This is a genomic window from Arthrobacter sp. TB 26 (genome assembly GCF_000427315.1).
GTDB lineage: Bacteria > Actinomycetota > Actinomycetes > Actinomycetales > Micrococcaceae > Arthrobacter.
Window position 1 is genome coordinate 36,268 of the sequence record NZ_AUPJ01000446.1, and the last position, 23,254, is coordinate 59,521.

A 23,254-nucleotide genomic window follows, 5' to 3' on the forward strand; every position below is an offset into this window, starting at 1 on the left:
CGGCGCCGTTGGGCACCAGCCGATTCATCCGCTTCAGGGAACGGCACGAAAGGTCGGGCGCAGATGAACTGGCTAGGGCGCTGGTTCAGTATCAGGGGAAGGTTCGCCGTCCCGGGCAGGTTCGTGCCGGAAGATCCAGTGACGATAGAGGAGGAAGTTCCACCCCGTCGTTAATACGGTGGCCACAACCTTGCCGATTCCGTATGCCCAGTCCAGATTGTCGAAACCGGTGACGATGAGATCCGTGACCACTACATTCACGATGACCAAAGCTATATACTTTGCAGCACTTACCGTCCGGCTGTTCATGGCCCGGAAAGTAAACGATCGCTGAAGGGCAAAATTGAAGACGAGGCTGGTGAGAAAAGCGATGGGCGTAGCGATCACCAGGTCAACATTGAGGCCTTCATGCAGGGCCACCAGAAGCCCCAGATCAAGCGCAAAGGACAACACCCCGACGATCAGGAACTTCAGAAACGGGCTGCGATGCAGGAACTCCATGATCCGTTGGCGCGCCGGCGTTTGGGAGGTCATCTTTTCGGGGCGGAGTGCCATAGCGTTTGCGGGTCTCTCTTCGCTTCTAGTCATGGAAGTCATGGGCAAGCGGGGAAACTCTGTCCGTCCCGTCGCAGTCAGTTTACCGTTCCGGGCGTCGCCGCGGGCAAGCTTGAGGCCATTCGACGGCAGTCACCTAGTAACCTGAAGCTACCATGATACCTGTGCCTTCCCTTATGACTCCCCCCCGCCGTGAACGCAATCCCCGCCTCGGCCAGCTGCCGGTCTTTGTTGCCGCGTTCGTAATAATTGGTCTGCTGACGACGATCTGGTGCCTGGCATCTCCAATCATGTCCCTGCCCGACGAACCGGCGCATACCATCAAAGCGGCCGCCGTTGCTCGGGGCCAGTTCAGCGGGGAATCAACAGGAGTCCAGGGTGCCCAGCTCCAGGTACAGGTGCCCCGTTATATCGCCGAAATTCGAGCGCAGCAGTGCAGCGCCTTTAAGCCCGACGTGACCCCCGCCTGCGCCCCCAAGGTTAGCTTGGACCGCAGCTTGGGTACCGGTGAAACCAGCGCCGGCAATTACAACCCCGTGTATTACGTCCTCGTAGGCCTGCCCTCCCGCGTCATGGGAGGCGAGGCGGCCATCTACACGATGCGCATCATCAGCGGTCTCCTCAACGCCGCTGTCCTGGCCTCGGTCTTTGCAGCCGCCTCGGCGCTGCGCCGTCCCCGACTTCCCCTCATAGCCGTCGCAGTGACCGTCACCCCCGGCGTTCTGTTCCTCAGCGGGGGCATAAACCCCAACGCCCTGGAGATCACCACAGCGGCCGCTGTATTTATGCATCTCTGCGTTGTCCTGGAGAATGCGGAACGGCTGAGGAGCGTCCGCTGGAATATCGTGGCTCTGGCAATCGCGGCCTCGCTTCTTGCCAACACCCGTCCGCTTTCCCTACTCTGGCTATTTCTTGCCGTCGGTGCGGCGACGGCAGCTTTCGGGATCCGTCGGTTTGTCCTGATCATGAAGGACAAATTTGTGTGGCTTGCCGCCGGCGCCACCGCGCTTTCCTGCGCGTTTGCCCTTTTTTGGCTCATGACCGCAAAGAGTTTCGACAGCCTGTTGGCCAGCCCAACTGAGATCGCGCCAGACCAGGCTTTCGCCACGATGCTGGACCGGACCTTCAATTATGTAATCGAATACGTCGGCGTTCTTGGCTGGCTCGACACCCCTGCCCCCGCCGCGGTGCAGATGACGTGGGTGATGGCCTTCGGGCTTTTGCTCCTGGTCGGAATGACCTCCCGCCCCGTCAGGGGCCGTTGGGGCCTTGCCATCCTGGTTCCTCTGGTCATCGTTCTTCCAGCGGCGCTGCAGGCGTCCACGATTCAGAGCCTCGGGTGGATATGGCAAGGCCGCTATCTAATGGCACTTGTGGTTGTTCTCTTACTGGCCGCGGGAGTGGCGGCCCGCTTCATGCCGTTCAGGATCACGCCCTGGAAAAAGTCTGCCGTGCGCTGGTCACTGGTTCTGATGGGACTGGCCCACGTTTACCTGATGCTCTTCGGATTCCGGCGCTACACGGTCGGCATCATCGTACGCACTAACTGGACTGAGATGTTTGATCCGATCTGGCAGCCGCCACTCACTTGGCAGGGCCTTACCGTGGCCTACATGGCCGTCCTGGCGGCCGGCTGCTATTTGCTCTACCGTTTGCTGGTCGGTGGCCCAGCGGTACTCCGGCGAGGCCACTCCCGAGGAGGCGCTGTTCGTACTGCGGCCGGCCGATCCGACGCCCCGGTGCTCGTTGAATCACAACCCACCACAGGTTCCCGCTGATTGCATCGGCTCCTTGCCGGAGCAGCACCACCGTCTTGGCTGTAGATTCCCCGGACGTTGTGGACGCGGAGGATGGGGGCCCGGTTTCTGAAGCGTAGATGGCGAACCCGTGGCCGGCTAAGGACGCGGCGCCGCGCAGCCAGAAGGGGCGCCGGCTTCTTCGTCTCTTCGTTGAGGATTTGTGCACTAGGTAACGTAGGACACGAGGGCCTCCCAGCGTCGAGACGAGTGTGGTAATCCAAATCGGTACCGGATGCCCTCGCCGCCCTTTACATAACGCCATGCTGTTCACAACCTTCAGGGGAACTGCACCTCAAGTCATATCAGGGCTGCGCCGTGAACCCGGACTCACGGGTCCGGAGTGTTCCCCGCAGTCGACTCGCCAGGGAGCGGACGCGGTCCACGATCATCCGGTTATCGACTCATCGGTTGCCCTGCTGAGGGATTGTAGAGGCTCAACCCGTCCCTGTGCCCGTGCGCAGGGAAACGCCTGGATCGCGTGTGCAGCACCTTTCGTCAAAGTGAAGACTAAACAAATGTCGTGCCTGTGGCAGTACGTTGTGCGGCGCTAGGGAAATTACACGGACGCTGATCGGCGTCGAAGTTCTCCGACGACGTCGTGAACATTGCCGTCCATGACCACTTCACCGTGTTCAAGCAGGACACCGCGCTCACAGACCGTCGCAACGAGGTCCAGGTCGTGGCTGACCACAAAGAGAGTCTTGCCCTTCTCCGCCAGCTCCTTGATTTTCGCGATGCACTTGCGCTGGAAGGGCTCGTCACCCACCGCCAGGATCTCATCGATCAGAAAGACCTCAGGATCAGTGTGCACGGCGATCGAAAAAGCCAATCGCAGATACATGCCCGATGAGTAGAACTTCACTTCGGTGTCAATGAATTCACCGATCTCGGAGAATTCCACGATGGAATCAAACATTTCATCAATTTGTTTTTCCGACATCCCGAGGATGGCCCCGTTGAGATAGACGTTGTCGCGCCCACTCAGATCGTGGTGGAAGCCCGCACCAACCTCGATGAGCCCGGCGACTCGACCCCTCGTCCGCACCGTGCCGCCGTCGGGCTGCAGAACCCCGGAGATCAGCTTCAGCAGAGTCGACTTCCCGGAACCATTTAGGCCCAGCAGTGCCACCGTTTCGCCTTGCTTGACTTCAAGCGACACATGATTCAGCGCCAGGAACTTCTTGGAGAGATCGCCCTTACGGCCGCGCACAAGCCAGACCAAGGCCTCCTTAAGGGAACGGGTATGCCGCAGCACGAACTGCTTGCGGACGCCAATACAGCTAATGGCTACATGGCCGTGCAAAGACATCTCAGAGCTCCTGTGCGAAGTGGACGGAAAGCCGGCGGAACATCAACTGGCCGATGAAGAGGATGGCGACAGAGATGAGCAGCGAGACAGGAAGCCAGAAAGTCAGCAAGTCCGGTGGCATCGTATCGCTCACCAGCTGATTCGCCTTCAGCGTCGGTTCCCAAAAGGTCCAATGGAAAACTTCGACGGCGACTGTCATCGGGTTCAGCATGTAGACCCAGAACCACTGCCCCATAACACGTTCGACCATGGTCCAGACGTAGAGCACCGGGGAGGCCCAGGTGACAACCATAACGATCATGTCCACGATGTTCTCGGAGTCGCGGAAGTAGACGTTGACCGCGCCGAACATCAGGCCAAGGCCGGTAGCCAGCACTGCCACCATCACGAAGATTAGAACTGCGGCGGCAATTTGCAGGACAGACGGAGTCCACCCCACGAACAGGCAGGCAGCGATCAGCACCAGCAATTGCGGCAGGAAGTGGGCGGCCGAAACCCATACCGTTGCCACCGGAAATAGCTCGCGCGGCAAGTAGATTTTTCGGATGAGGTCGCGGTTGTCAACGATGGACCGGGTGGCGTTGGACAAGGATTCCGTGAAAAAGTTGACCAGCACGATCCCGGAAAAGAGGTAAATCGCGTAGTTAGGGGTGCCGTGCTCAAGATTCAGGAAGATGCCCAGCGCGATGAAGTAGATCAGAAACTGCATCAGCGGTTTCACGTAGGACCACATCAGTCCCAGCACTGACCCGCGGTAGCGGATTTTGATTTCCTTGCGTACGAGCAGTTTCAGCAGGAAGCGGTCACCGTAGACGTCGAGCAGTCCGCGGCCGCTTCCGGGTTTTACAAGCGTGTCTACCGGGTTGGCCATTTAGCTGCCGTCCTTTGAGTCGGCGTCGAAGGTCCTTTTCCAGGCCGCGATGGACGTGATGTCGGGAAGGGCTGCGCGGTACTGCTCGGCCAAGTTGTCCCACTCGCGGTAAAGCCGAAGGTGCAGACGTGTTGCTTCGGCCAGCATTGACTTGAGCTTCTTGGGGTCACGCCTGTACCAGGATGCACCCGTGCCCTCAGCATTGGACACCACGACGCTGTCGTAGTGGGCAAGCCTGAACCAGCGGTTGTCGCGGTGGGCCAGGAATCCCTGAGGACGTTCCGCGCTCTCCGGCGCAGGATTCTTGACCAACTGGCGCGACACGGTCTTGATGCCCCAGGAAACCAGGTCCTTTTTGCGCGGCATGCCGATGAGGGCACCTCCCATGGGGCCGCGACCCAACTTGGGTGCCGGGAAGTCGTCCACGTTTTCCTTGAGCTGGGCGTCCGTGTACTCGGATTTCAGCGCATTGATTTCCGGAAGCTTCGAGGCCAGGACCTGGTGTAGCTCGGAGGGCCCCTTGAAGATATCTTTCAGCGCCTCAAGGCGTCCGTGTTCGGTGAAGTACTGCATGGACACAAGATGCTTCACATCGGCCTGGGCCGACTCCCGCAGGACGCGGCCGCCCTTGGGATACGGGCTGTGGATCAAGGTCGTGACCAGCCGGTTGCGTTCGTGGAAATAGGCTTGCCAGCCGACCATGTCGTCCTTGTCCATCCACGAGACGTGCCAGACGGCAGCTCCGGGAAGGGACACTGTGGAGTACCCGGCTTCCCTGGCGCGGAGACCGTATTCGGCGTCGTCCCATTTGATGAACAGCGGCAGCGAGAGCCCGATTTCCTTGATCACGCGCGTTGGGATCAGGCACATCCACCAGCCGTTGTAGTCGACGTCAACCCGGCGGTGCAGCCAGGCGGTCTGCCGGAGGTTGGCGACGCCGAAGTCGTGGCGAAGCTCCATGTCGGCATGAGGCTGTGCCGGCACGATTCGGAACGGATCGACCACTTCACCGAAGGTGTGCAGGACACTTCGGTTGTACAGGTCGAACATGTGTCCGCCGACGATCGTCGGCTTGCGGCACCGGTCGGCGAACGTGAGCAGCCGAACAATACTCTCGGGTTCAACGACGATATCGTCGTCGAGCAGCAGGACGTAATCGCTGCCGTTTTCCACTGCCTCGTACATTCCGCGGGCAAACCCGCCGGAACCGCCCAAGTTTGCCTGATTGATAACCCGCAACTTGCCCCCGAGCAACGCTTCAACCTCGGCGAAACCCTCTTGGTCTTGGACCTTTTGCGTGCCCTGGTCCACGATCAGGATTTCCTTGACGTTGGTGAGGGCGTCCAGGTTATCCGCGAGGATCCGAGCGTTGTTCAGGCAGAAGTCGGGCTTGTTCATCGTCGTGATTTCCAGGGTCACCTGGCCGCTATCACGCGCGGCTTCGTTGGTCTCCCATTGCCCGCTCTGAAGTACCAGTTCCGTGGAGCTGGCCGCAAGATCGAACCAGTACCAGCCGCCGTCGCCAAACGGCTTGAGGGACAGCTCGAATTCCGACGTCGTTTCCCCATCAACGTGTCTTCCGTCGACCCGCTGCACGGAACCCCGGGCGTTGGACTTGTAGACGGTCACTGAACCGGTGCCGGTGGTCCGGACGACGAGCCTGACGTCCCGGACCGAGGTCCAGCGTCGCCAGTAGCTGGCGGGGAACGCGTTGAAGTAGGTGCCAAAGGAGATCTGCTCGCCGGACCGCACACGCATGGACGTCCGCGAGAGCAAGTCCTCGAAGTGCGCCTGGCGGCTTCCCGAGCTGAACATTTGCAGTTTGTCTTCGGGCAGCTTCGGGGAGCGCGCCAGTTCGTCGTTCTCCCGCAGCCGGATGCCGCTGGCGGGACCCGCGTCGACGTACAGCGGGATGGTGTCCGTCTGGTCGGCGGACGGGAGGATCACCCTCTGAAGAGCGCTCCATGAGGATGACTCTTCAGAGGTCATCACGCGTCCACTCCCCCGCTCTCAATCTTGGCGCCGCCCTCAAAATGCGGGCGGATCTTGTTGTCAAACATGGTCAGTGCGGAGCCGATCGCCATGTGCATGTCCAGGTACTTGTACGTGCCGAGGCGTCCGCCGAACAGGACGTCCTTCTCGGCCGCCGCCAGATCGCGGTACTTGAGCAGGCGGTCCCGGTCTGCGGAGGTGTTGATCGGGTAGTAGGGCTCATCGCCCTTCTCCGCGGCACGGGAGAACTCGCGCATGATGACGGTTTTTTCCGTCTGGTAGTCGCGCTCCGGGTGGAAATGGCGCGGCTCGATGATGCGGGTGTAGGGCACATCGGCGTCGTTGTAGTTGACCACCGACGTTCCCTGGAAATCTCCGACGTCGAGCACTTCTTCCTCGAAGTCGATGGTGCGCCAGGAGAGGTCGCCCTCGGCGAAGTCGAAGTAGCGGTCCACGGGGCCCGTGTAGATGACCGGGATGTTGCCGACAACCTTGTTCTTGCTGTACTCGTGCGACTCGTCGAAGAAGTCCGTGTTAAGCCGGACCTCTATGTTCGGGTGCTCCGCCATCTTCTCGATCCACGCGGTGTAGCCGTTGGTCGGGAGGCCCTCGTACTTGTCGTTGAAGTAGCGGTTGTCGTAGTTGTAGCGCACCGGGAGGCGGGAAATGATGCCTGCGGGCAGGTCCTTGGGATCCGTCTGCCACTGCTTGCCGGTGTAGTGCTTGATGAAGGCCTCGTACAGCGGACGGCCGATGAGCTGGATGCCCTTGTCGTTCAGGTTCTGCGGATCGGTCCCGGCAAGTTCCCCGGCCTGTTCCTTGATCAGTTCCTGGGCCTGGCCCGGGGTCAGGTTGGCGCGGAAGAACTGGTTGATGGTCGCCAGGTTGATCGGCAGGGAGTAGACCTCGCCCTTGTGGACGCCGTACACCTTGTGAACGTAGTTGGTGAACGTCGTAAAACGGTTCACGTACTCCCAGACCCGCTCATTCGAGGTGTGGAAGAGATGGGCGCCGTAACGGTGCACCTCGATCCCGGTCTGCTCTTCCTTTTCGCTGTAAGCATTGCCGCCGATGTGGTGGCGGCGGTCGATGACGACGACCTTCAAGCCCAGCTCTGTGGCGGCCTGTTCTGCGATTGTCAGGCCAAAGAAGCCTGACCCTACGATGACGAGGTCAGCGGTCACAAAATCTCCTGGTTCGAATGTGGGCAGCCCAACGTTGTGCATTGTCTGCTGCTCTAGCCTACCCGAGGCGGGGTGTGAACCGGCGAATCGAGGCTGGCGCCAGGGCCCCCGTTCGGCCGTGTCATCGGATATTTATCCGATGGCGGCACCGCTTTCCACATAGCCCGAATCCCCCGCGCCCCGCCGTCGCGAACGTCCCTAACGTGGGATTCAAACGACGCCGCGGGAAAGGATTCTTCCCTGATGATGCTGCACTGCACCCTGGTTCCGGCCCCGGGGTCCGCGCTCACCTCCGGTCCCCTTGAGCTGGCCATCGAAGTGCCCGCCGGGTGCCCCGGCATTGAACTCCAGGCGGCAATCTCCGCGCGTTACGGGACCGGGGAGCTGACAGTGGGCCGGGTCCCGGCGGCTGCGCTAAGAGTCGGCGAGCGCCCCCTCGTTCACGGTGCCGTTCTGGTGGATGGCGCCGTGCCGGCGGTCGGCGTTGCGCCGTCCTCCGTCCTGGACGTAGCACCACTCGTACTTGCCGTGCATAGCGGGCCGGGTGCCGGCTTGATCTTTCCGTTCCAGCGCGGGCGGTCCCGGATCGGACGCAGCGGCACGGAGATTGTCATCCCGGATGCCGAGCTGTCCCGGGAACATGCGCAGCTTGACGTCACTGATTCCGCCGTCACTCTCCGCGATCTCGGGAGTGCCAACGGGATCCGTGTCGACGGAAAGAAAGTAGGGGCGGCGGCCGTCTCCACAGACTCCGTGATCCACTGCGGCGGCTCGTCGATGTCCCTCTTTTTCGGCGGTGCCCCAGACATCCCGGCTGCCGCCGGGTCCGACGTCTCGGCACCGTTGGCGGTCGGCAATCCCACTGCGCACAACAACAAGGCGGCCCTCCTGCTGGCTGCGGTTCTGCCCCTCGCCATCGGTGTCGGCCTGGCCATCCTGACGGGCATGTGGATCTTCCTGGCCTTCACCGCCGTGTCCGCGGTCTCCGTTCTGGTGCCCGTCGTTTCGGGCCGAAGACAGCGCCGGGAACTGAGGGCGGCAGTCGCTGCGGCAGCGCGTGAAGACAAGAACCGACGACGACGGGCCGCGCCATCCGCCGGCGAACTTTCCCTTGCAGGTTCTTTCGCGGAACCGAGCGCGCCGAAGGTATCTGCCACCACAACGGGCCCCGTCTGGTTGCGGCTGGGACAGGCACAACAAAGGGCGAATATCAGGTTGGAGCCGCCAGATTCCGGTTTTCGTCCGCCGCTGCTTGGACTCATGCCTGTAACCCTTGACCCCGCAACAACAGTGACGACTCTTCGTGGCCCTCAACCGGCTGTGGCGGGAATGGTCAGATCCATCGTGCTGCAGCTCGCCGGCTACCCCGCGGCCCGGCGGACCCGGATCCTCATCCACGGACCAACCCCGCAGCTGCTTGCCGCGCGCTTCCTGCCGGCCGTTATTCTCTCCGCCCAGGAGGGTTCCACGCTGGAGACCCTTGCAGCAGGCCCAGGGCCGGGCCATGAACGCGGCGTGCTGCTCATCGTCACGGCTCGTGGAACCGCCGGACTATGCGCCGCAGCGCTCGGTCGCGGCTGGCAGGTGCTCGACTGCGCCGGCAATCCGGCGGTGGCTCCGACAGTCGGTACTGCCCTCGTGCTCAATGAGCGCACCGCCCGGCTTTCATCGGCCGTCTCCTCGCTGGAGTTCGTTCCCGATCTTGTTCCAGCCGGCGTCTTCGACCGCAACTGCCGCCGGCTGGGGGCACGAGCTCCTGAGTCAACTCCCCCGGAGGGTCTCCCCGACGCCTGCTCCCTTGGCGCACTGCTGCCGGTCTCGGCGGCGGAAATATCCGCGCGCTGGGCCGTGTCCGCCATCGCGCATGGTCTACCCGTCGTGCTCGGCACCGGGCGTTCCGGCCCACTGGGGCTGGATCTCCAGACGGACGGTCCCCACTTCCTGGTGGCGGGCACCACCGGCTCCGGCAAATCGGAGTTGCTGCGGACCCTGGCGGCGGGCTTGGCGGCGGCCCATCCACCCGTCCGCGTCAATCTGCTGTTCATTGATTTCAAGGGCGGCTCAGGCCTGCGCCCGCTGGCCGGCCTCATCCACTGCGTAGGGCTCCTCACGGATCTCGACCCTGATGAGGTGGCGCGCGCCCTGGTGTCCCTGAGAGCTGAAGTACGCCGCCGGGAAGAGCTCCTCGCCGCTTACGGGGCCGCCGATCTCCCGGCGTACGAGGCACTGGATCCGACCGGGCCGCCGCTGCCCCATCTGGTGATCTTCATCGACGAATTCAGGATGCTGGTCGATGAGGCGCCCGGAGCGCTTGCCGAGCTCATGCGGATTGCTGCCATCGGCCGCTCCCTGGGGATACACCTCATCATGGCAACCCAGCGGCCCCAGGGTGCCGTTTCCGCGGACATCCGTGCGAACGTGACCAGCTGCATCGCCTTGAGGGTCCAGTCCGAGCTGGAATCCATCGACATCATCAATTCCCGGCTGGCGGCAGCGATCCCGATCACGAGTCCGGGCCGTGCCTACCTGGTCCGGGGGAACGAAGCGCCGGAGGAGTTCCAGACCGCCACGATCACGCCGCCGATGGAAGAGATGACTGGCAGCCCAACGGTGATGGAGGCGATGGAGTTCGTCAACCGCGCGCCGGCTGGTCCGTCCACCCGCAGGGAGGACGGCCCCACCGCGCCACTGTCGCGGGTGGCGGTGACTCAACTGACGGAAGCAGTGGCCGTGGCGTGGGTGGCAACCGGCAGTGGGAAACCCTGCCGCCCCGTCGCGGACCCACTCCCCGGGAACGTGCCGTTTCCCGCGGACGGCAGCCGCACCCGGATCAGGCTGGGGCTGCTGGACCTTCCCGGGGAGCAACGCGTCGCCGAGTTCGGCTGGCATCCGGGCACAGACGGCCACCTGGGACTGATCCCGGGGCTCAATGGAGGTGCCGATGCCGTCCTGGGGCTCATCGTGGATCAGCTCCTCACCTGCGATGACGAATCGCACGTGTACCTCCTTGACGCTGCCGGATCACTCGGCGCAGCAGTCAGCGCCCCCAGGGTCGGGGCTGTTGTGGGGCTGCAAGAACTTCGCCGGGCCGTGCGGGTGCTGGAACGCATTGCGGAAGAAATGGCCCGACGGCTGAGCGCCGATCACCCGGTTGCCCGGTCTTCCCTCGTTCTCGCACTGTGCGGCTGGGGGTCCTGGGTGTCGGCGTTCAGATCCGGCCCGCTGGCCTGGGCCGAAGATCTGGTCCTGGACATCGTTCGCGACGGCGCACGGGCCGGGATCACGGTCCTTGTGGCGGGTGAACGCGAGCTCGTGACGTCACGGTTCTTCGCGGCCATTCCGAACCGGATCTTCCTGCCCGCCGGCTCGACGGAGGAGGGGCGGCTCGCCTGGCCCCGGCTGCCTGCAATCAAGGCGGATGCCGGCCGGGTTGTCGCTTTTGGGCCGATCTCCATCGCGCCTTCGCCGTCCGGTCATGTGGGACAGCTCTTCGAGCCTGTCCTACCGGCCGTCCGGGCTGCGGGCACCCGGGTTACGCGGACCCGGCCGTTCCGCATCGAGCGCCTTCCCCAGCGGGTGACGGTCGCCGACGTCCGCTCCTGTGCCGGCCCGGGCGATGCGGGCAGCGGCACCCCGATATTCCGCGCCGGCATCCAGGAAGCTTTGAAACCTCCTCCTCCGCCCGACCATCTGTTGCTCGGAGTCGGAGGCGACGAACTCCTCCCGGCCGGCCTCCATTTGCCTCCCGGCGCCGTCCTTGCCGTCCTCGGTGGCCATGCTTCAGGGAAGAGCTCGCTGCTGTCGGCCCTGCCTGTCCTCAATCCGGCGGCGTGCTGTCTCCGGCCCCCGGTGGCGTCAGATCCGGATCGCTACTGGTCAGGTATCCATGACGCCGCCCTCGCCGGGGCACTGGATCCCAAGGCGATTCTCCTGGTGGACGACCTCGATCTGCAGTCGCCCGAAACGAACAGCCGGCTGCTCCTGCTCAACAGCCTCGGCTGGCGCGTGGTCCTGACTGCCGGCTTCAACCCGACTGTTCGGCAGCGGGTAGCGCTGACGCAGATTGCGGTTGGCCAGGGGCGGGGTGTCCTGGTCGCCCCGAGGACGCTGATGGACGGAGACCTGTTCGGGGTCAGGTTCGAACTCGAGCAGAACCCTCCCCCGGGCCGCGCAGTGCTGATTTCAGACGGGCGGGCACGGGCGGTGCAGCTGGCGCTTGAGCCCGCCGCAGACGGCAGCTGCAGTCCATGACGCTCCGGATTGGTACGGCCTAAAGGGCGGGCGGTGCGCCGCCGGCGCGTGACGCGAACGCGATGACACGCTTGTCGAAGAGCAAAATGATGGCGAGAACTGCGGGCACCAGCATGGCCAGGCCCGCCACGGGGTATCCGCCCGACATCGTGGGAAAGCCGATAGTGAGTGTGAAGAGCTGCGCCACCAGCGCGCCGGCGCGCGGCCACCGGTATCCGCGGAACAGGAAGGTCGACACCGCGAAAAGCCACGTGGAGAAGGCCAGGAGGAGCCCCAGCGTGAATACCGCGCCCCAGAAGGAGAGCACCGGGGCCCCGGTCAGCAGCTGGCTTCCGTACCAGATGGCTGCCACCAGCAGCGCCGTCGCTTCCAGTGCCACGATGACCGCAATCACCAGGATTCCTGCCGGCCGGGCAGGAACGCCGGCGCTGGCCCCGCCCGCTGGGGTACCCGCATTAGCGCTGTCGCGGTCGGGCTCGGAGGGGTTTTCAGAGGCTCTTGACACACTGGCACAATACCGGACATAGTCGTCTAGATGTGAGGGCGCCGCCAGCCAATGTGATGCATCGCTCACGATCCCACGGTATTTTGCAGCCAAGTACCCCTTGTTTACGCAGCGTTAACATGACACGCTTAATCCAGATGACCGAGGGGGCCCCAGAGGGCCCCTTTCTTATGAAGCCTCTAGTGAATAATTTCACAAGGCATTTAACGAGTTCCCAGGAATGGAGTGACTGATCAGCATGGATTGGCGTAACCGCGCAGCGTGCCTTGACAAGGACCCGGAGCTTTTCTTCCCCGTAGGAAACACCGGTCCTGCCCTCCTGCAGATCGAGGAAGCCAAGAGTGTTTGCCGTCGATGCCCCGTCGTCGACACCTGCCTTCAGTGGGCCCTTGAGTCCGGACAGGACGCCGGCGTGTGGGGCGGCATGAGCGAAGACGAGCGCCGCGCCCTGAAGCGCCGTGCAGCCCGCGCCCGCCGCGCCTCCTGACACAAGGTTCCTGACACAAGGTTCCTGACCCAAGGTTCCTGGCGCCGGTGAAACCGGCGACCCGTATTCACCGGCAGGACAGCAATGGCCGCAGACCTCCGTCTGCGGCCATTGACCGTTAACCGCCGACTACCCTTTGGCCAGGCTCAAAACAATCTGGACAGCCGTTCCGCCGCCCTCCCTGGCCTTCCACTGAATGCTGCCGCCCAACTCGCTCGTCACCAGGGTGCGCACGATCTGCAGGCCGAGACCCTCCACATAGGGGGTAGCGGGGATGCCGACGCCGTCATCCGCCACCGTCACCGTGAGCAGCTCCTCGCCGTCCTCGCTTTCGGAGCGGTCCGCGATCAGCCAGACGGTTCCGGTCCGGCCCTCCAGGCCATGTTCGACGGCGTTCGTCACCAACTCGTTGATCACCAGGGCCAGCGGGGTGGCGAAGTCGCTCGGCAGCTCACCGAAAAGACCGGAGCGCGCGGTCTTAACCTGCTGCGACGGGGACGCAACCTCGGCCGAGAGCCGGAACTGGCGGCCGATGAGCTCATCGAAGTCGACGCTCTGGGTCAGGCCCTGCGACAGCGTCTCATGCACGAGGGCGATCGTGGCCACCCGCCGCATGGCCTGCTCGAGTCCCTGTTTGGCCTCATCGCTGACCATGCGCCGCGACTGCATCCGAAGCAGCGCAGCAACGGTCTGCAGGTTGTTCTTCACCCGGTGGTGGATCTCCCGGATCGTGGCGTCCTTCGTGACGAGTTCCATCTCCCGGCGCCGCAACTCGCTGACATCGCGGCAGAGAACCAGGGCACCAAAGCGTTGCTGTTCATCACGCAGGGGAATGGCACGCAGGGACAGGCTGACCCCGCGGGACTCGATTTCACTGCGCCACGGCATGCGTCCCGTGACAACGAGCGGCAGGGTCTCGTCCACCAGGCGGCGGTCCTTCAGCAGGCCCGCGGTGACTTCGGCCAGGCTCCGGCCCTCGAGCGACTCGNCGCCGAGCCGCCGGAAGGCCGAGACGCCGTTGGGACTCGCGTACTGGACAATTCCCTCGGCGTCGAGCCTGATCAGGCCGTCACCGACGCGGGGCGCGCCGCGGCGCGAACCGGTGGGCGAGGCGAAGTCCGGCCACAGCCCCAGCGTCCCCATCCGCAGCAGGTCGTAGGCGCACTGCCGGTAGGTCAGCTCCAGCCGCGACGGCATCCGGGAGCTGGAGAGGTCCATGTGGGTCGTGACGATGGCCAGCGTCCGGCCGTTCCGGACCATCGGCACGGCCTCCACCCGGAGGGCCATGTCGCTGCTCCAGTTGGTCTCATTGGAGCGCTCGATCGTCCGGCTCTCCCACGCCTTGTCTACGAGCGGCAACAGGTCCGACCTGATCCCCTCCCCCACGAAGTCGGCGTGGAACACCGTATGCGTGGTGGAGGGGCGGACGTGGGCAAGAGCCACGTAGCCGAACTCAGGGTGCGGAAACCACAGCGCCAGGTCGGCGAACGCCAGGTCCGCGACCATCTGCCAGTCGCCGACGAGGAGGTGCAGCCACTCGGCATCCCCCGGCCCGAAATCAGCATGCTCCCTGATAGGGTCCGTAAAGATTGCCACAGCACCTCCATTTGCGACGCCGGGAGCGGCAGCTGCCTAGCGTCGAACGATTGACCTCAAGAGCCTCAATGCTACCGACAGCGAGGCCATGTCATCGGCCTCGAGTGCGTTCACCTCTTCAAACATGCTCTTCGCCCGGTCCAGCTGCTCAACATTCTGGCTTTCCCAGGCCGCAAGCCGTTCCTCCGCCGGCATCTCCGGAGGCGTTGTCTCCAGCACCGCCGTCGTCATATCCGAAACGGTCGAGTAGAGGTCGTCTCGGAGGGCCGCCCTGGCCAGGGCCTGCCAGCGGTCCTTCCTGGGCAGCTTGGTGATGCGTTCGAGCAGGGAGTCGGCGTGGAAGCGGTTGAACACCGCGTAGTACACATGGGCGATGTTCTCGACGGGTTCGGGGCTGGCATGGACAATCTTGGCGATGTCGAGCAGCACGAAGCTTTCGAACAGTTCGGCCCAACGGTGCGCCAGATCCTCGGGCAGGTCCCAGCCGCGCGCCTTCTCAAGCCATTCGGCCACCCGGGCACGGTCGTCGCCGCGCAGGTAGTCCAGCAGGCGTGCCCGCATCGGATCCATCAGCGGCTTGAACTCGGCAACGGTCTCGGCAATGGGCCGGGAGGCGTTGCTCTGGCTCAGGACCCACCGGACGGCCCGGTCAAGAAGCCGGCGGATATCCAGGTGGACCGTGCTCCAGTGCTCGGTCGGGAAGGACGCGGGCAGCTCGTTGAGTTCCCCGACCATGATGTCCAGTTCGTAGACGTCACGGAGCGCCACGAACGCTTTGGCGACAGCGGCCTCGGAGGCCGAGGTTTCCTCCATGGCGCGGAACGCGAAGGTGATGCCGCCCATGTTGATCATGTCGTTCGCCACCACCGTCGCGATGATTTCGCGGCGCAGCGGATGGGTGTCGAGGTCCGCATCGAACCTGTCCCGCAGCTGCTGCGGGAAGTAGTTCCGCAGGGTCGCCCGGAACCACGGGTCCTCGGACAAGTCGCTGTCCCGGAGCGCCGACGCGAGTTCGATTTTGGCGTAGGCCGCCAGCACGGAGAGCTCGGGCGAGGTCAGGCCCTGGCCCTGCTCCAGCCTCTCCCGCAGCGTCGCCGTTGTCGGCAGCGCTTCCAGGTCGCGTTTGAGGTCGGCGGACTTCTCCAGCCAGTCCATGAGGCGTTCGTAGCTGGGGCTCCATTCGGAGACCCGCATCCGGTCGTTGAGCAGCAGGATGTTCTGGTCGATGTTGTCCTCCAGCACCAGCCGGCCGACTTCGTCGGTCATCGAGGCCAGGAACTCCGACCGCTCGGCAGGGTCGAGTTTCCCCGCGGCCACCATCCGGTCCACGAAGATCTTGATGTTGACCTCGTGGTCGGAGCAGTCCACGCCGGCGGAGTTGTCGATCGCGTCGGTGTTCAGGATGACGCCCTGGAGGGCCGCTTCGATGCGGCCACGCTGTGTCATGCCCAGGTTGCCGCCCTCGCCGACCACCTTCACGCGCAGGTCCCGGCCGTCGACACGGATGGAGTCGTTGGCCTTGTCCCCGACCTCGGAATGGGTTTCCGTACTGGCCTTGACGTAGGTGCCGATGCCGCCGTTGTAGAGCAGGTCGGCCGGGGCCAGCAGGATCGCGCGCAACAGTTCGGGCGGGCTGAGCTTCGTGGTCCCGTCGGGAAGTCCCAGCGCGGACCTGACCTGGTCCGAGACCGGGATGGACTTCGACTGGCGGGCAAAGACGCCCCCGCCTTCGCTGATCAGTGCTTTGTTGTAGTCGTCCCAGGAGGAACGGGGCAGCTCGAAGAGCCGCTGGCGCTCGGCGAAGGAGACAGCCTCGTCCGGGGTGGGGTCGAGGAAGATGTGCCGGTGGTCAAAGGCCGCGAGCAACCGGATGTGCTTCGACAGCAACATCCCGTTGCCGAACACGTCGCCTGACATGTCGCCGACACCGACAACGGTGAAGGGCTCGGACTGGGTGTCCAGGTCAAGCTCGCTGAAGTGCCGCTTGACGGATTCCCACGCACCCCGGGCCGTGATCCCCATGGCTTTGTGGTCGTAGCCGACGGAGCCGCCGGAGGCGAAAGCGTCGCCGAGCCAGAATCCGTATTCCGCGGCAAGGCCGTTGGCGATGTCGGAAAACGACGCCGTTCCCTTGTCGGCGGCGACCACGAGGTAGGAGTCGTCGTCGTCATGCCGTACGACGGCGGCCGGCGGCACCAGCTGCTCGCCCTCCGGCGTCGTCACGAGGTTGTCGGTCACGTCCAGGAGACCGCGGATGAACGTCTTGTAGCTTTCGATGCCCTCCGCCATCCACGCAGTGCGGTCCGAGGCCGGGTCCGGGAGCTGCTTGGCGTAGAAACCGCCCTTGGCGCCGGTGGGCACGATCACGGCGTTCTTGACCGTCTGGGCCTTGACCAGGCCCAGGATCTCGGTGCGGAAATCCTCGCGGCGGTCCGACCAGCGGAGCCCGCCGCGTGCCACCTTTCCGAAACGCAGGTGCACACCCTCGACCCGGGGCGAATAGACCCAGATCTCGAACATCGGAGTCGGGAACGGCAGGCCCTCAATGGCCGACGGGTCCAGCTTGAAACTAAGGTGCGCCTTGTTCTGGTAGTAGTTGGTCCGCAGGGTCGCCTGGATCAGGTTCTTGAAGGTCCGCAGCACCCGGTCGGCGTCGAGGGTTGCGACCTGTTCGATCGCTGCATCCAGTCCGGCCAGGACCTCGTCCTGCCTGATGCGGCGCGCGTCCTCGCCCAGTGCCGGATCGAAGCGGGCTTCGAACAGGGCACTGAGCCCTCGGTTGACATCGGGGTTGGCCAGGAGGGTGTCTGCCAGGAAACCGTAGGAGTTGGTGTTGCCCATTTGCCGCATGTATTTGGCGTAGGCGCGCAGCACGACGACTTGGCGCCAGTGCATCCCCTCGCGCAGTACCAGCCGGTCGAAGCTGTCGGATTCCACCGCGCCGGAGACCGCGGCGCCGAAGGAGTCGGCGAGCAGCTGCCCCGTTTTAAGGGGGTCCACCCCGGCGGGGTACTTCAGGCCCAGGTCGTAGAGGAAGAAGTCGCGGTGGTCCGCTGTTTCGATCTCGAACGGGCGCTCATCCAGGACCTCCAGACCCAAATTGTGGAAATACGGCAGGATCTGGCTCAAGCTCTTGGGCTCGAGCATGTAGAGCTTGACCCGGGCGTCCTCTTCAAGCGTCGCGCCGGCGCCATCGGGGAGGTAGACATGGACGCCGGGCTGTTCCTTGATGGCTTCCCCGGCGCGCTCGGCCACGGCGCCGTACTTTTCGAAGCGGGCGATGTCCTCCAGGGCATCTTCGACCTCGTAATCAACGCGGTAGCTCGCCGGGAAGGCCTCGGCCCACACCGAGGCAAGCTCCTTGGCGCCGTCGTCCCTGAGGCCGCCGGCTCCGTCGGCGCGGGCGCGCAGGACTTCGGCGATGCCTTCACTCCACGAGCGGGCCGCCCGGACCAGCCGCTTTTCGAGGTCGTCGCTGTTGACGTTGCTGACATCGGCGTTCTTCGGGAGCCTGATCCGGAAGAAGAGCCGCGCCAGTGCGGATTCGGTCATCCGCGCCTCGTAGTCGATGGACACGGCGTCGAAGGTTTCACGGAGTTCCTGCTCGATGCGCAGGCGCACGTTGGTGGTGTACCGGTCACGCGGAAGGTACACGAGGGCGGACATAAAGCGGCCGTAAATGTCCGGGCGGAGGAACAACCGGGTCCGGCGTCGTTCCTGAAGCCGCTGGATGCCCGTGGCAATGGCGGCCAGATCGGGGATTTCGATCTGGAAGAGCTCGTCGCGGGGGTAGGTTTCGAGGATGCCCAGGAGGTCCTTGCCCGAGTGCGAGTCCGGCGGGAAGCCGGCATCGTTGAGCACCGCTGCTACCTTTTCGCGGACCACCGGGATGTCGCGCACGGATCCGGCGTAGGCCGTGGTGGCGAAGAGCCCGATGAAGCGGCGTTCGCCGTTGACGTTGCCGGCCGCGTCGAAGCTCTTGACGCCGATGTAGTCCAGGTAGGCGGAGCGGTGGACGGTGGAGCGCGAGTTGGCCTTGGTGATGACGAGGGCGCGCTTTTCACGTGCCTTCTTCCGGCCGGTCTCGGTGAGGTGCTGGATCTGGTGCGGGGTGTCGGCGCCGCCGCGCAGCAGCCCGAGGCCGCTTTCCTCGCGGGGTTCCAGGACGTCCTCGCCGGATTCGTTCTTGAGGTCGTATTCGCGGTACCCGAGGAACGTGAAGTTCCCGTCATCCAGCCAGCGCAGCAGCTCCTGGGCTTGGCGGAGTTCGGCGATCTGCGCGGCATCGGCAAGCTTGTCCAGGCCCTCGGCGATCTGGAGAGCCCTGTTCCGCATCTTGGGCCAGTCCTCGACGGCGGCCCGCACATCGGCGAGCACCCGTCCGATTCCCTCGGTCAGCGCCGCGCGCTTCGCGTCGTCGACACGGTCGATTTCGACCGCGATCCACGATTCCATGTGGGAGGCGTTGTCACCCTGGGCGATCAGGTGCGACAGGTTGGGCATGGCCGCGGTGTCGCCGCTGGAGATGCCCAGGTGCGAGGGGACCCGCGAGACCTTGACGAGCTCACCGCTCTCACGGTTGCGGGTCACGACGAACAGCGGGTGCATCACAAGGTGGATGGGGGCATTCTGCCGGACCAGTTCCGCGTTGACCGAGTCAACGAGGAAGGGCATGTCGTCGGTGACGATGTAGACGACGCTGCGGTCGGCTTCGTCGGAGATGGTGATGCTGGCGCTGCCCGGGAACCGGTTCGCCGCCGTGTGGCGGTGCATCGCTGCCCGTGCGGCGAGTAACTCCTCGGGATACGCCCGGGCGTCTTCTTCGGCGAGGTGCTCGTAGTAGTCCCTCAGGTAGCCTTCTCCGGCACCGATCGAAACGGGTTGATCCTCCACGCTGGACCCAGACGACATCGACAAACGCCTCCATCAAAAAAAGTTCATGGCCGCTTCGTTGCGGCCCTCACAGCGAGCCTAACCCTTTACCCGGGGCCTCGCTGTGGAACAAAATACAGAGGATCGACTATTTCGTTGGACGGGTGCACATACCAGTGCGGCGATGCCCTTCCGAAGAGGGGAATCAGGTGCAGCCTCCAGCAGGAGTGACCCGGAGAGCAGTGCCGCATCACTCGACACCGGATCAGCCGGGAGGAACGCACAGAGCGGTACTGTGGGGCCGTACCGCTCCCATGCGTCGCGCAGTTGCCGCTCCGGGGACCGTCCCACGGCGGACTGACGGACCTTGTTCAGCACCACCCGCGGGGTCACCTGCGGAACAGCCGCGTCAAGTTCAGCCAGGCCACGGACCAGCCTCGGAACACCGATCGAGTCAGCCGCCCCCACAGCGAACACCGTGTCCGCCAGTTCAAGGCTCCGCAGCGTCGCGGCGTTCCGGCGCGGAGCCATCGTGTCGAAACTCAGTTCTTCGTCGGACTCCAGACAGAACCCTGTATCAATGACGATGACCTCGACCACCTGCCGGGCCCTGGCCAGCACCAGGGACAGTGCTGCAGCACGGAGTTCCGTCCAGCGGTCCGCCCGGGTGATTCCGGTCAGCACACGGAAAGTGCCGGCCCTTGTCACCACCGGGGCCGCGATTCTGAGCAGCGCCTCCGGGTCAAGGAGGCCCTGGTCCGCCAGGCGGCAGGCCTGCGCGAGCCCGGCGGCCTCGTCCAGCAGGCCAAGCATGGCTGCGACACTGGCACCGTAGCTGTCGGCGTCAACCAGCAGCACGGACTTTCCCTCGGCGGCGAGTTCGGCCGCCATGTTGGCGGCGAGCATGGTCCGGCCCGGCGAACCGGTGGGCCCCCAGACCGCGATGATCTGCCCCGCACCGGCCCGATCGGGCCTCTCCGCGGGCGTGCCGCCGGAGGTACCGGGAACCTGGCCGGGGTCCGCAAATCCTGAGTTGCCCTCCGGCCGGAGCCTCGGGTCCGCGCCGGCCAGTTGCGCGACAGCCCCCGTGATGCGGCCGGCAAGGGAGGCTGCGTCGACCCCGGTGAGTTCGGCGGCCACACCGATCCCCCGCAGCCGGGCCTTCTCCTCCGGGCTGTCGGTCAGGGCGACAACGGCGACGCCGACGGCCGACAGCCGGTCGACCAGCGACGCCGTCAGCTCCTCGCTGCCCTGGGCCACGACCGCGGCACGGGCCAGGCCGCCCTGGCATGCCGCCAGCAGTTCCGCCAGTTCGTTGCACCGCCGGACAACCGACACCGGCCCGTGAAGGCGCTCCAGCCGGCCAACCAGGTCCTCGCGCGAGTCCCCGACGGTGACTACCGGAATGCTCACTGGCCTGCACCCCCCGGGTTCCAGACCACGGAAATCTTCGCCTTGTTGGCCTGCGCGCCCAACAGGTTCGGCATCTGCGCGTCCGTCACCAGCACCATCACGACCGTGGACCGGGCAGACCCCAGCGCGGTGCTGCCCGGAGTGATCTGGGCGATTTCTGCGCCCGGCAACAGCAGGGTCGGCTGACTGAATCCGTTCCGGGTATCGGGCAATGCCACCCAGACATCCACCCGGGAGCCGGCCACTGCCTGTGCCGGCAAGGCCTCATCAACAGTGACGGCGACCGGTTTCCGGTCCAGGTCATCGGGGTCGCCGAAACTCCCGCGCGGCACCAGCTGGTCCCTGCCGATTCTCTGGACGGCAACGAGCCCGTCAGGCACGCCGGTCGCGGGAGTCAGGTAGTACTGCTCGACGTCGCCCAGACGGACCTTGACGCGGTTCAGTTTGTCCACGGTCAGCTTTTCACCCACGGCGATCGATTCCCGCGCGGTGTAGGCCTCAGCGGTTTGGTCGGCCGCTCCGACCAGGGAGATGACGCCCACGACGGAGGCCAGGACGAGCAGGATGCCAACGAGGAGCCTGGGGTCTTTCCAGGATGGTTTCTTCAGCCGCGCCCCGCCAGATACCGTGCCCACACTCATGCGTCCGCTCCCCCCGTAGTCGCCGCCTGGCACTGGCCGGGCATCATCATTGTTACGCCTTCCTGCCCTGACGGGAAGATGCAGGACCAAAGAAGCGCAAACTGTGGATAACGCCCTCAGATGGAGTCATCGGTGGCAAAATGGAAGCATGCCCCGATTCCTGACCCTTGCCGACGTTGCAGAGCAGCTCCAGATCAACGCCCCGGCTGCCTACGCGCTCGTGCGCAGCGGTGAGCTTAAGGCGATCCAGGTGGGCGGACGCGGCCAGTGGCGTGTTGAGGAGAAGATGCTCGAGCAGTACATCGAGGAGCGGTACGCGGAAGCAAGCCGGATGATCGCAGAAGCAAAGTCCAAGACCCGCTGAGTGGGGCCTGCCATCCGCGGCATGGCACTTCGGCCACTAACCCTGCAACTCGTAACCCGGGGTCCGGGCCGACCTGATCCCGGCCAGCGCACCAAAGGGTATGGTCGCCACCTGCCGGACGTTGGCCGTCCGCCGGTCCTCGCCGTCTCCGGTGACCGCCAGGTCAAGGTGGTCTCGCCCCACCCTGTCAATCACCCCGCGGAGTACCGTTTCCCCCGCTGAGCCACCGGTCAGCAGGACAGCCAGGGCGGCGCGGTCCCGTGCCAGCCCGCGCAGGGCGCTGGCCAGGCCAAGTCTTTGCCGGACCCTGGACGGCTCGGGTACGGCCACCCGCGAAAGCCCGCGGTAGCGCACCGCCGCGGCATAGGGAACCAGCACCTGGTGCAGTGGTTCGTCCAGCACCAGCGCCTGGCTTCCCGCGTGGCTCAAGGTTCCCTCGACCGTGGATCCCGACGCCAGTTGGACCACAATCAGCAGCCCCAGCGAGCCCCGCAGCCGGTCCGCGAGCTCCACCGCTGCCGCCTCCGCCCGCGTCCGCTCTGCGACGTCCGCGTCGAGATCCAGCCGCGCGCCGGCAGCCATCTGAGTCTCCAGATCGTCAAAGAGGGCATCCCAGCGCATGGCGAAAGCGTAGGCGCGGACGGCTCAAGGGTCAACCGCACTCTCGAGAAATAACTGTAGACAAACATGGCAAAACGGGTTCAAGCTTGATCTAAATACATCAAACGTTATCTAACAGCATCAAACGTGCGATATTCCGATGAATAGGGGCAACCGACATGGGGGCAGCAGAATCTCCGCGACCAGGGCAACGGCGTGTGCTCACCGCCGACGCGGCCATGGCCGCCGCCGTCCTGCTGCTGGGGCTCTTCCTCGCCGGAACGGGAGGCAGCCTCGTCCAGCGCTGGCGGTCCTCCCCGGCACGTCACCAGTCCCTCGGGTTCGACGACCAGCTCGGTATCGCAGCGAACACGGCCGGCCTGATTGTGATCGCCTGGTGGGCCATGTCCCTGGCCATTGCTGCCGCGGCGGCCTTCCTGGAACGCAGCGGGAACGTCCGCACAGCCTCGGCAGCCGGCAAGTTTGCCCCGGCCTTTATGCGCCGGCTCGCCCTGGCGGCAGTCGGAGTCGAACTCCTCACCGCACCACTGGCCGCAGCCTCCACCGCTCCGCCCGACCCCGGCGCCACCGCCGCTGCATCCGCCACGCCCGCAGCATCCGCCGCATGGACTCCGACGGCGGTCCCGGCCGCCACGGGAACTCCGGCGGCACCCGTCGCGAATCCCCAATGGCGGCCGCTGAGCCCGGTCGTAGAACCCGGCCCCCTGGCGGGACGCCAGTTGCGGCAACGGCAACCCGCGGACCAGACCAGCGAGGTGACAGTCCGCCCCGGAGATTCGCTGTGGAGCCTGTCG

General features: G+C 64.8%; 16 protein-coding genes. 5 read left to right on the forward strand and 11 right to left on the reverse strand.

The window, feature by feature from the left end:
- Nucleotides 1-72: 72 nt before the first annotated feature.
- On the reverse strand, nucleotides 73-555 hold the full coding sequence (locus tag K789_RS0117110; RefSeq protein WP_024367824.1) for a GtrA family protein: 483 nt from the start codon (nucleotides 553-555) through the stop codon (nucleotides 73-75).
- Between the two features lie 176 nt (nucleotides 556-731).
- Between K789_RS0117110 and K789_RS0117115 the strand changes: the two genes are divergently transcribed.
- A complete protein-coding gene (locus K789_RS0117115) occupies nucleotides 732-2,333 on the forward strand; it encodes a DUF2142 domain-containing protein (protein ID WP_024367825.1) in 1,602 nt (533 codons plus the stop codon).
- A 577-nt stretch (nucleotides 2,334-2,910) separates the two neighbouring features.
- Here the strand turns inward: K789_RS0117115 and K789_RS0117120 are convergent.
- From K789_RS0117120 to glf, 4 genes are read right to left on the reverse strand one after another with little or no spacing between them, the layout of a single operon-like run.
- Nucleotides 2,911-3,663, reverse strand: coding sequence for an ABC transporter ATP-binding protein (locus tag K789_RS0117120; protein WP_024367826.1), 753 nt, complete (start codon nucleotides 3,661-3,663; stop codon nucleotides 2,911-2,913).
- Between the two features lies 1 nt (nucleotide 3,664).
- Nucleotides 3,665-4,534, reverse strand: a complete 870-nt coding sequence (locus tag K789_RS0117125) for an ABC transporter permease (protein ID WP_024367827.1) — start codon at nucleotides 4,532-4,534, stop codon at nucleotides 3,665-3,667.
- Nucleotides 4,535-6,523 carry a glycosyltransferase gene (locus K789_RS0117130; protein WP_029705199.1) on the reverse strand — a complete coding sequence of 663 codons (1,989 nt, stop codon included), beginning with the start codon at nucleotides 6,521-6,523 and terminating at the stop codon, nucleotides 4,535-4,537. It lies immediately after the preceding gene.
- Entirely contained in the window at nucleotides 6,523-7,710 is a 1,188-nt protein-coding gene (gene glf, locus K789_RS0117135; protein ID WP_024367829.1) for a UDP-galactopyranose mutase, read from the reverse strand. The genes K789_RS0117130 and glf overlap by 1 nt, the downstream gene beginning before the upstream one ends.
- 243 nt (nucleotides 7,711-7,953) lie before the next feature.
- Between glf and K789_RS0117140 the strand changes: the two genes are divergently transcribed.
- Nucleotides 7,954-11,961, forward strand: coding sequence for an FtsK/SpoIIIE domain-containing protein (locus tag K789_RS0117140; RefSeq protein ID WP_024367830.1), 4,008 nt, complete (start codon nucleotides 7,954-7,956; stop codon nucleotides 11,959-11,961).
- Nucleotides 11,962-11,980: 19 nt separating this feature from the next.
- Here the strand turns inward: K789_RS0117140 and K789_RS0117145 are convergent, their stop codons facing one another.
- Entirely contained in the window at nucleotides 11,981-12,466 is a 486-nt protein-coding gene (locus tag K789_RS0117145; RefSeq protein ID WP_024367831.1) for a hypothetical protein, read from the reverse strand.
- Nucleotides 12,467-12,704: 238 nt separating this feature from the next.
- On the opposite strand from K789_RS0117145, the gene K789_RS0117150 reads away from it, so the two are divergent.
- The gene (locus tag K789_RS0117150; protein ID WP_003804966.1) at nucleotides 12,705-12,953 is read left to right on the forward strand and encodes a WhiB family transcriptional regulator; all 249 of its coding nucleotides are present in this window, start codon (nucleotides 12,705-12,707) and stop codon (nucleotides 12,951-12,953) included.
- A 129-nt stretch (nucleotides 12,954-13,082) separates the two neighbouring features.
- Here K789_RS0117150 and K789_RS0117155 read toward each other — a convergent pair whose 3' ends face one another.
- The 4 genes from K789_RS0117155 to K789_RS0117170 are packed head-to-tail and all read right to left on the reverse strand — an operon-like array spanning nucleotide 13,083 to nucleotide 21,475.
- Nucleotides 13,083-14,549, reverse strand: a complete 1,467-nt coding sequence (locus tag K789_RS0117155; RefSeq protein WP_024367832.1) for a sensor histidine kinase — start codon at nucleotides 14,547-14,549, stop codon at nucleotides 13,083-13,085.
- A gap of 36 nt (nucleotides 14,550-14,585) precedes the next feature.
- Nucleotides 14,586-19,460: an NAD-glutamate dehydrogenase gene (locus K789_RS0117160; RefSeq protein ID WP_024367833.1), complete on the reverse strand. Its 4,875-nt coding sequence runs from the start codon at nucleotides 19,458-19,460 to the stop codon at nucleotides 14,586-14,588.
- Between the two features lie 60 nt (nucleotides 19,461-19,520).
- Entirely contained in the window at nucleotides 19,521-20,834 is a 1,314-nt protein-coding gene (locus tag K789_RS0117165) for an AAA family ATPase (RefSeq protein ID WP_024367834.1), read from the reverse strand.
- Nucleotides 20,831-21,475, reverse strand: a complete 645-nt coding sequence (locus tag K789_RS0117170) for a hypothetical protein (RefSeq protein WP_024367835.1) — start codon at nucleotides 21,473-21,475, stop codon at nucleotides 20,831-20,833. The genes K789_RS0117165 and K789_RS0117170 overlap by 4 nt, the downstream gene beginning before the upstream one ends.
- A gap of 148 nt (nucleotides 21,476-21,623) precedes the next feature.
- Between K789_RS0117170 and K789_RS0117175 the strand changes: the two genes are divergently transcribed.
- Nucleotides 21,624-21,839 (forward strand): helix-turn-helix domain-containing protein, encoded by a 216-nt coding sequence (locus tag K789_RS0117175; protein WP_024367836.1) that lies wholly within the window; start codon nucleotides 21,624-21,626, stop codon nucleotides 21,837-21,839.
- A gap of 36 nt (nucleotides 21,840-21,875) precedes the next feature.
- On the opposite strand, the gene K789_RS0117180 is transcribed toward K789_RS0117175, so the two are convergent.
- The gene (locus tag K789_RS0117180) at nucleotides 21,876-22,460 is read right to left on the reverse strand and encodes a hypothetical protein (RefSeq protein ID WP_024367837.1); all 585 of its coding nucleotides are present in this window, start codon (nucleotides 22,458-22,460) and stop codon (nucleotides 21,876-21,878) included.
- A 197-nt stretch (nucleotides 22,461-22,657) separates the two neighbouring features.
- Between K789_RS0117180 and K789_RS0117185 the strand changes: the two genes are divergently transcribed.
- On the forward strand, nucleotides 22,658-23,254 hold a 597-nt coding region (locus tag K789_RS0117185), incomplete at its 3' end, for a hypothetical protein (RefSeq protein ID WP_024367838.1).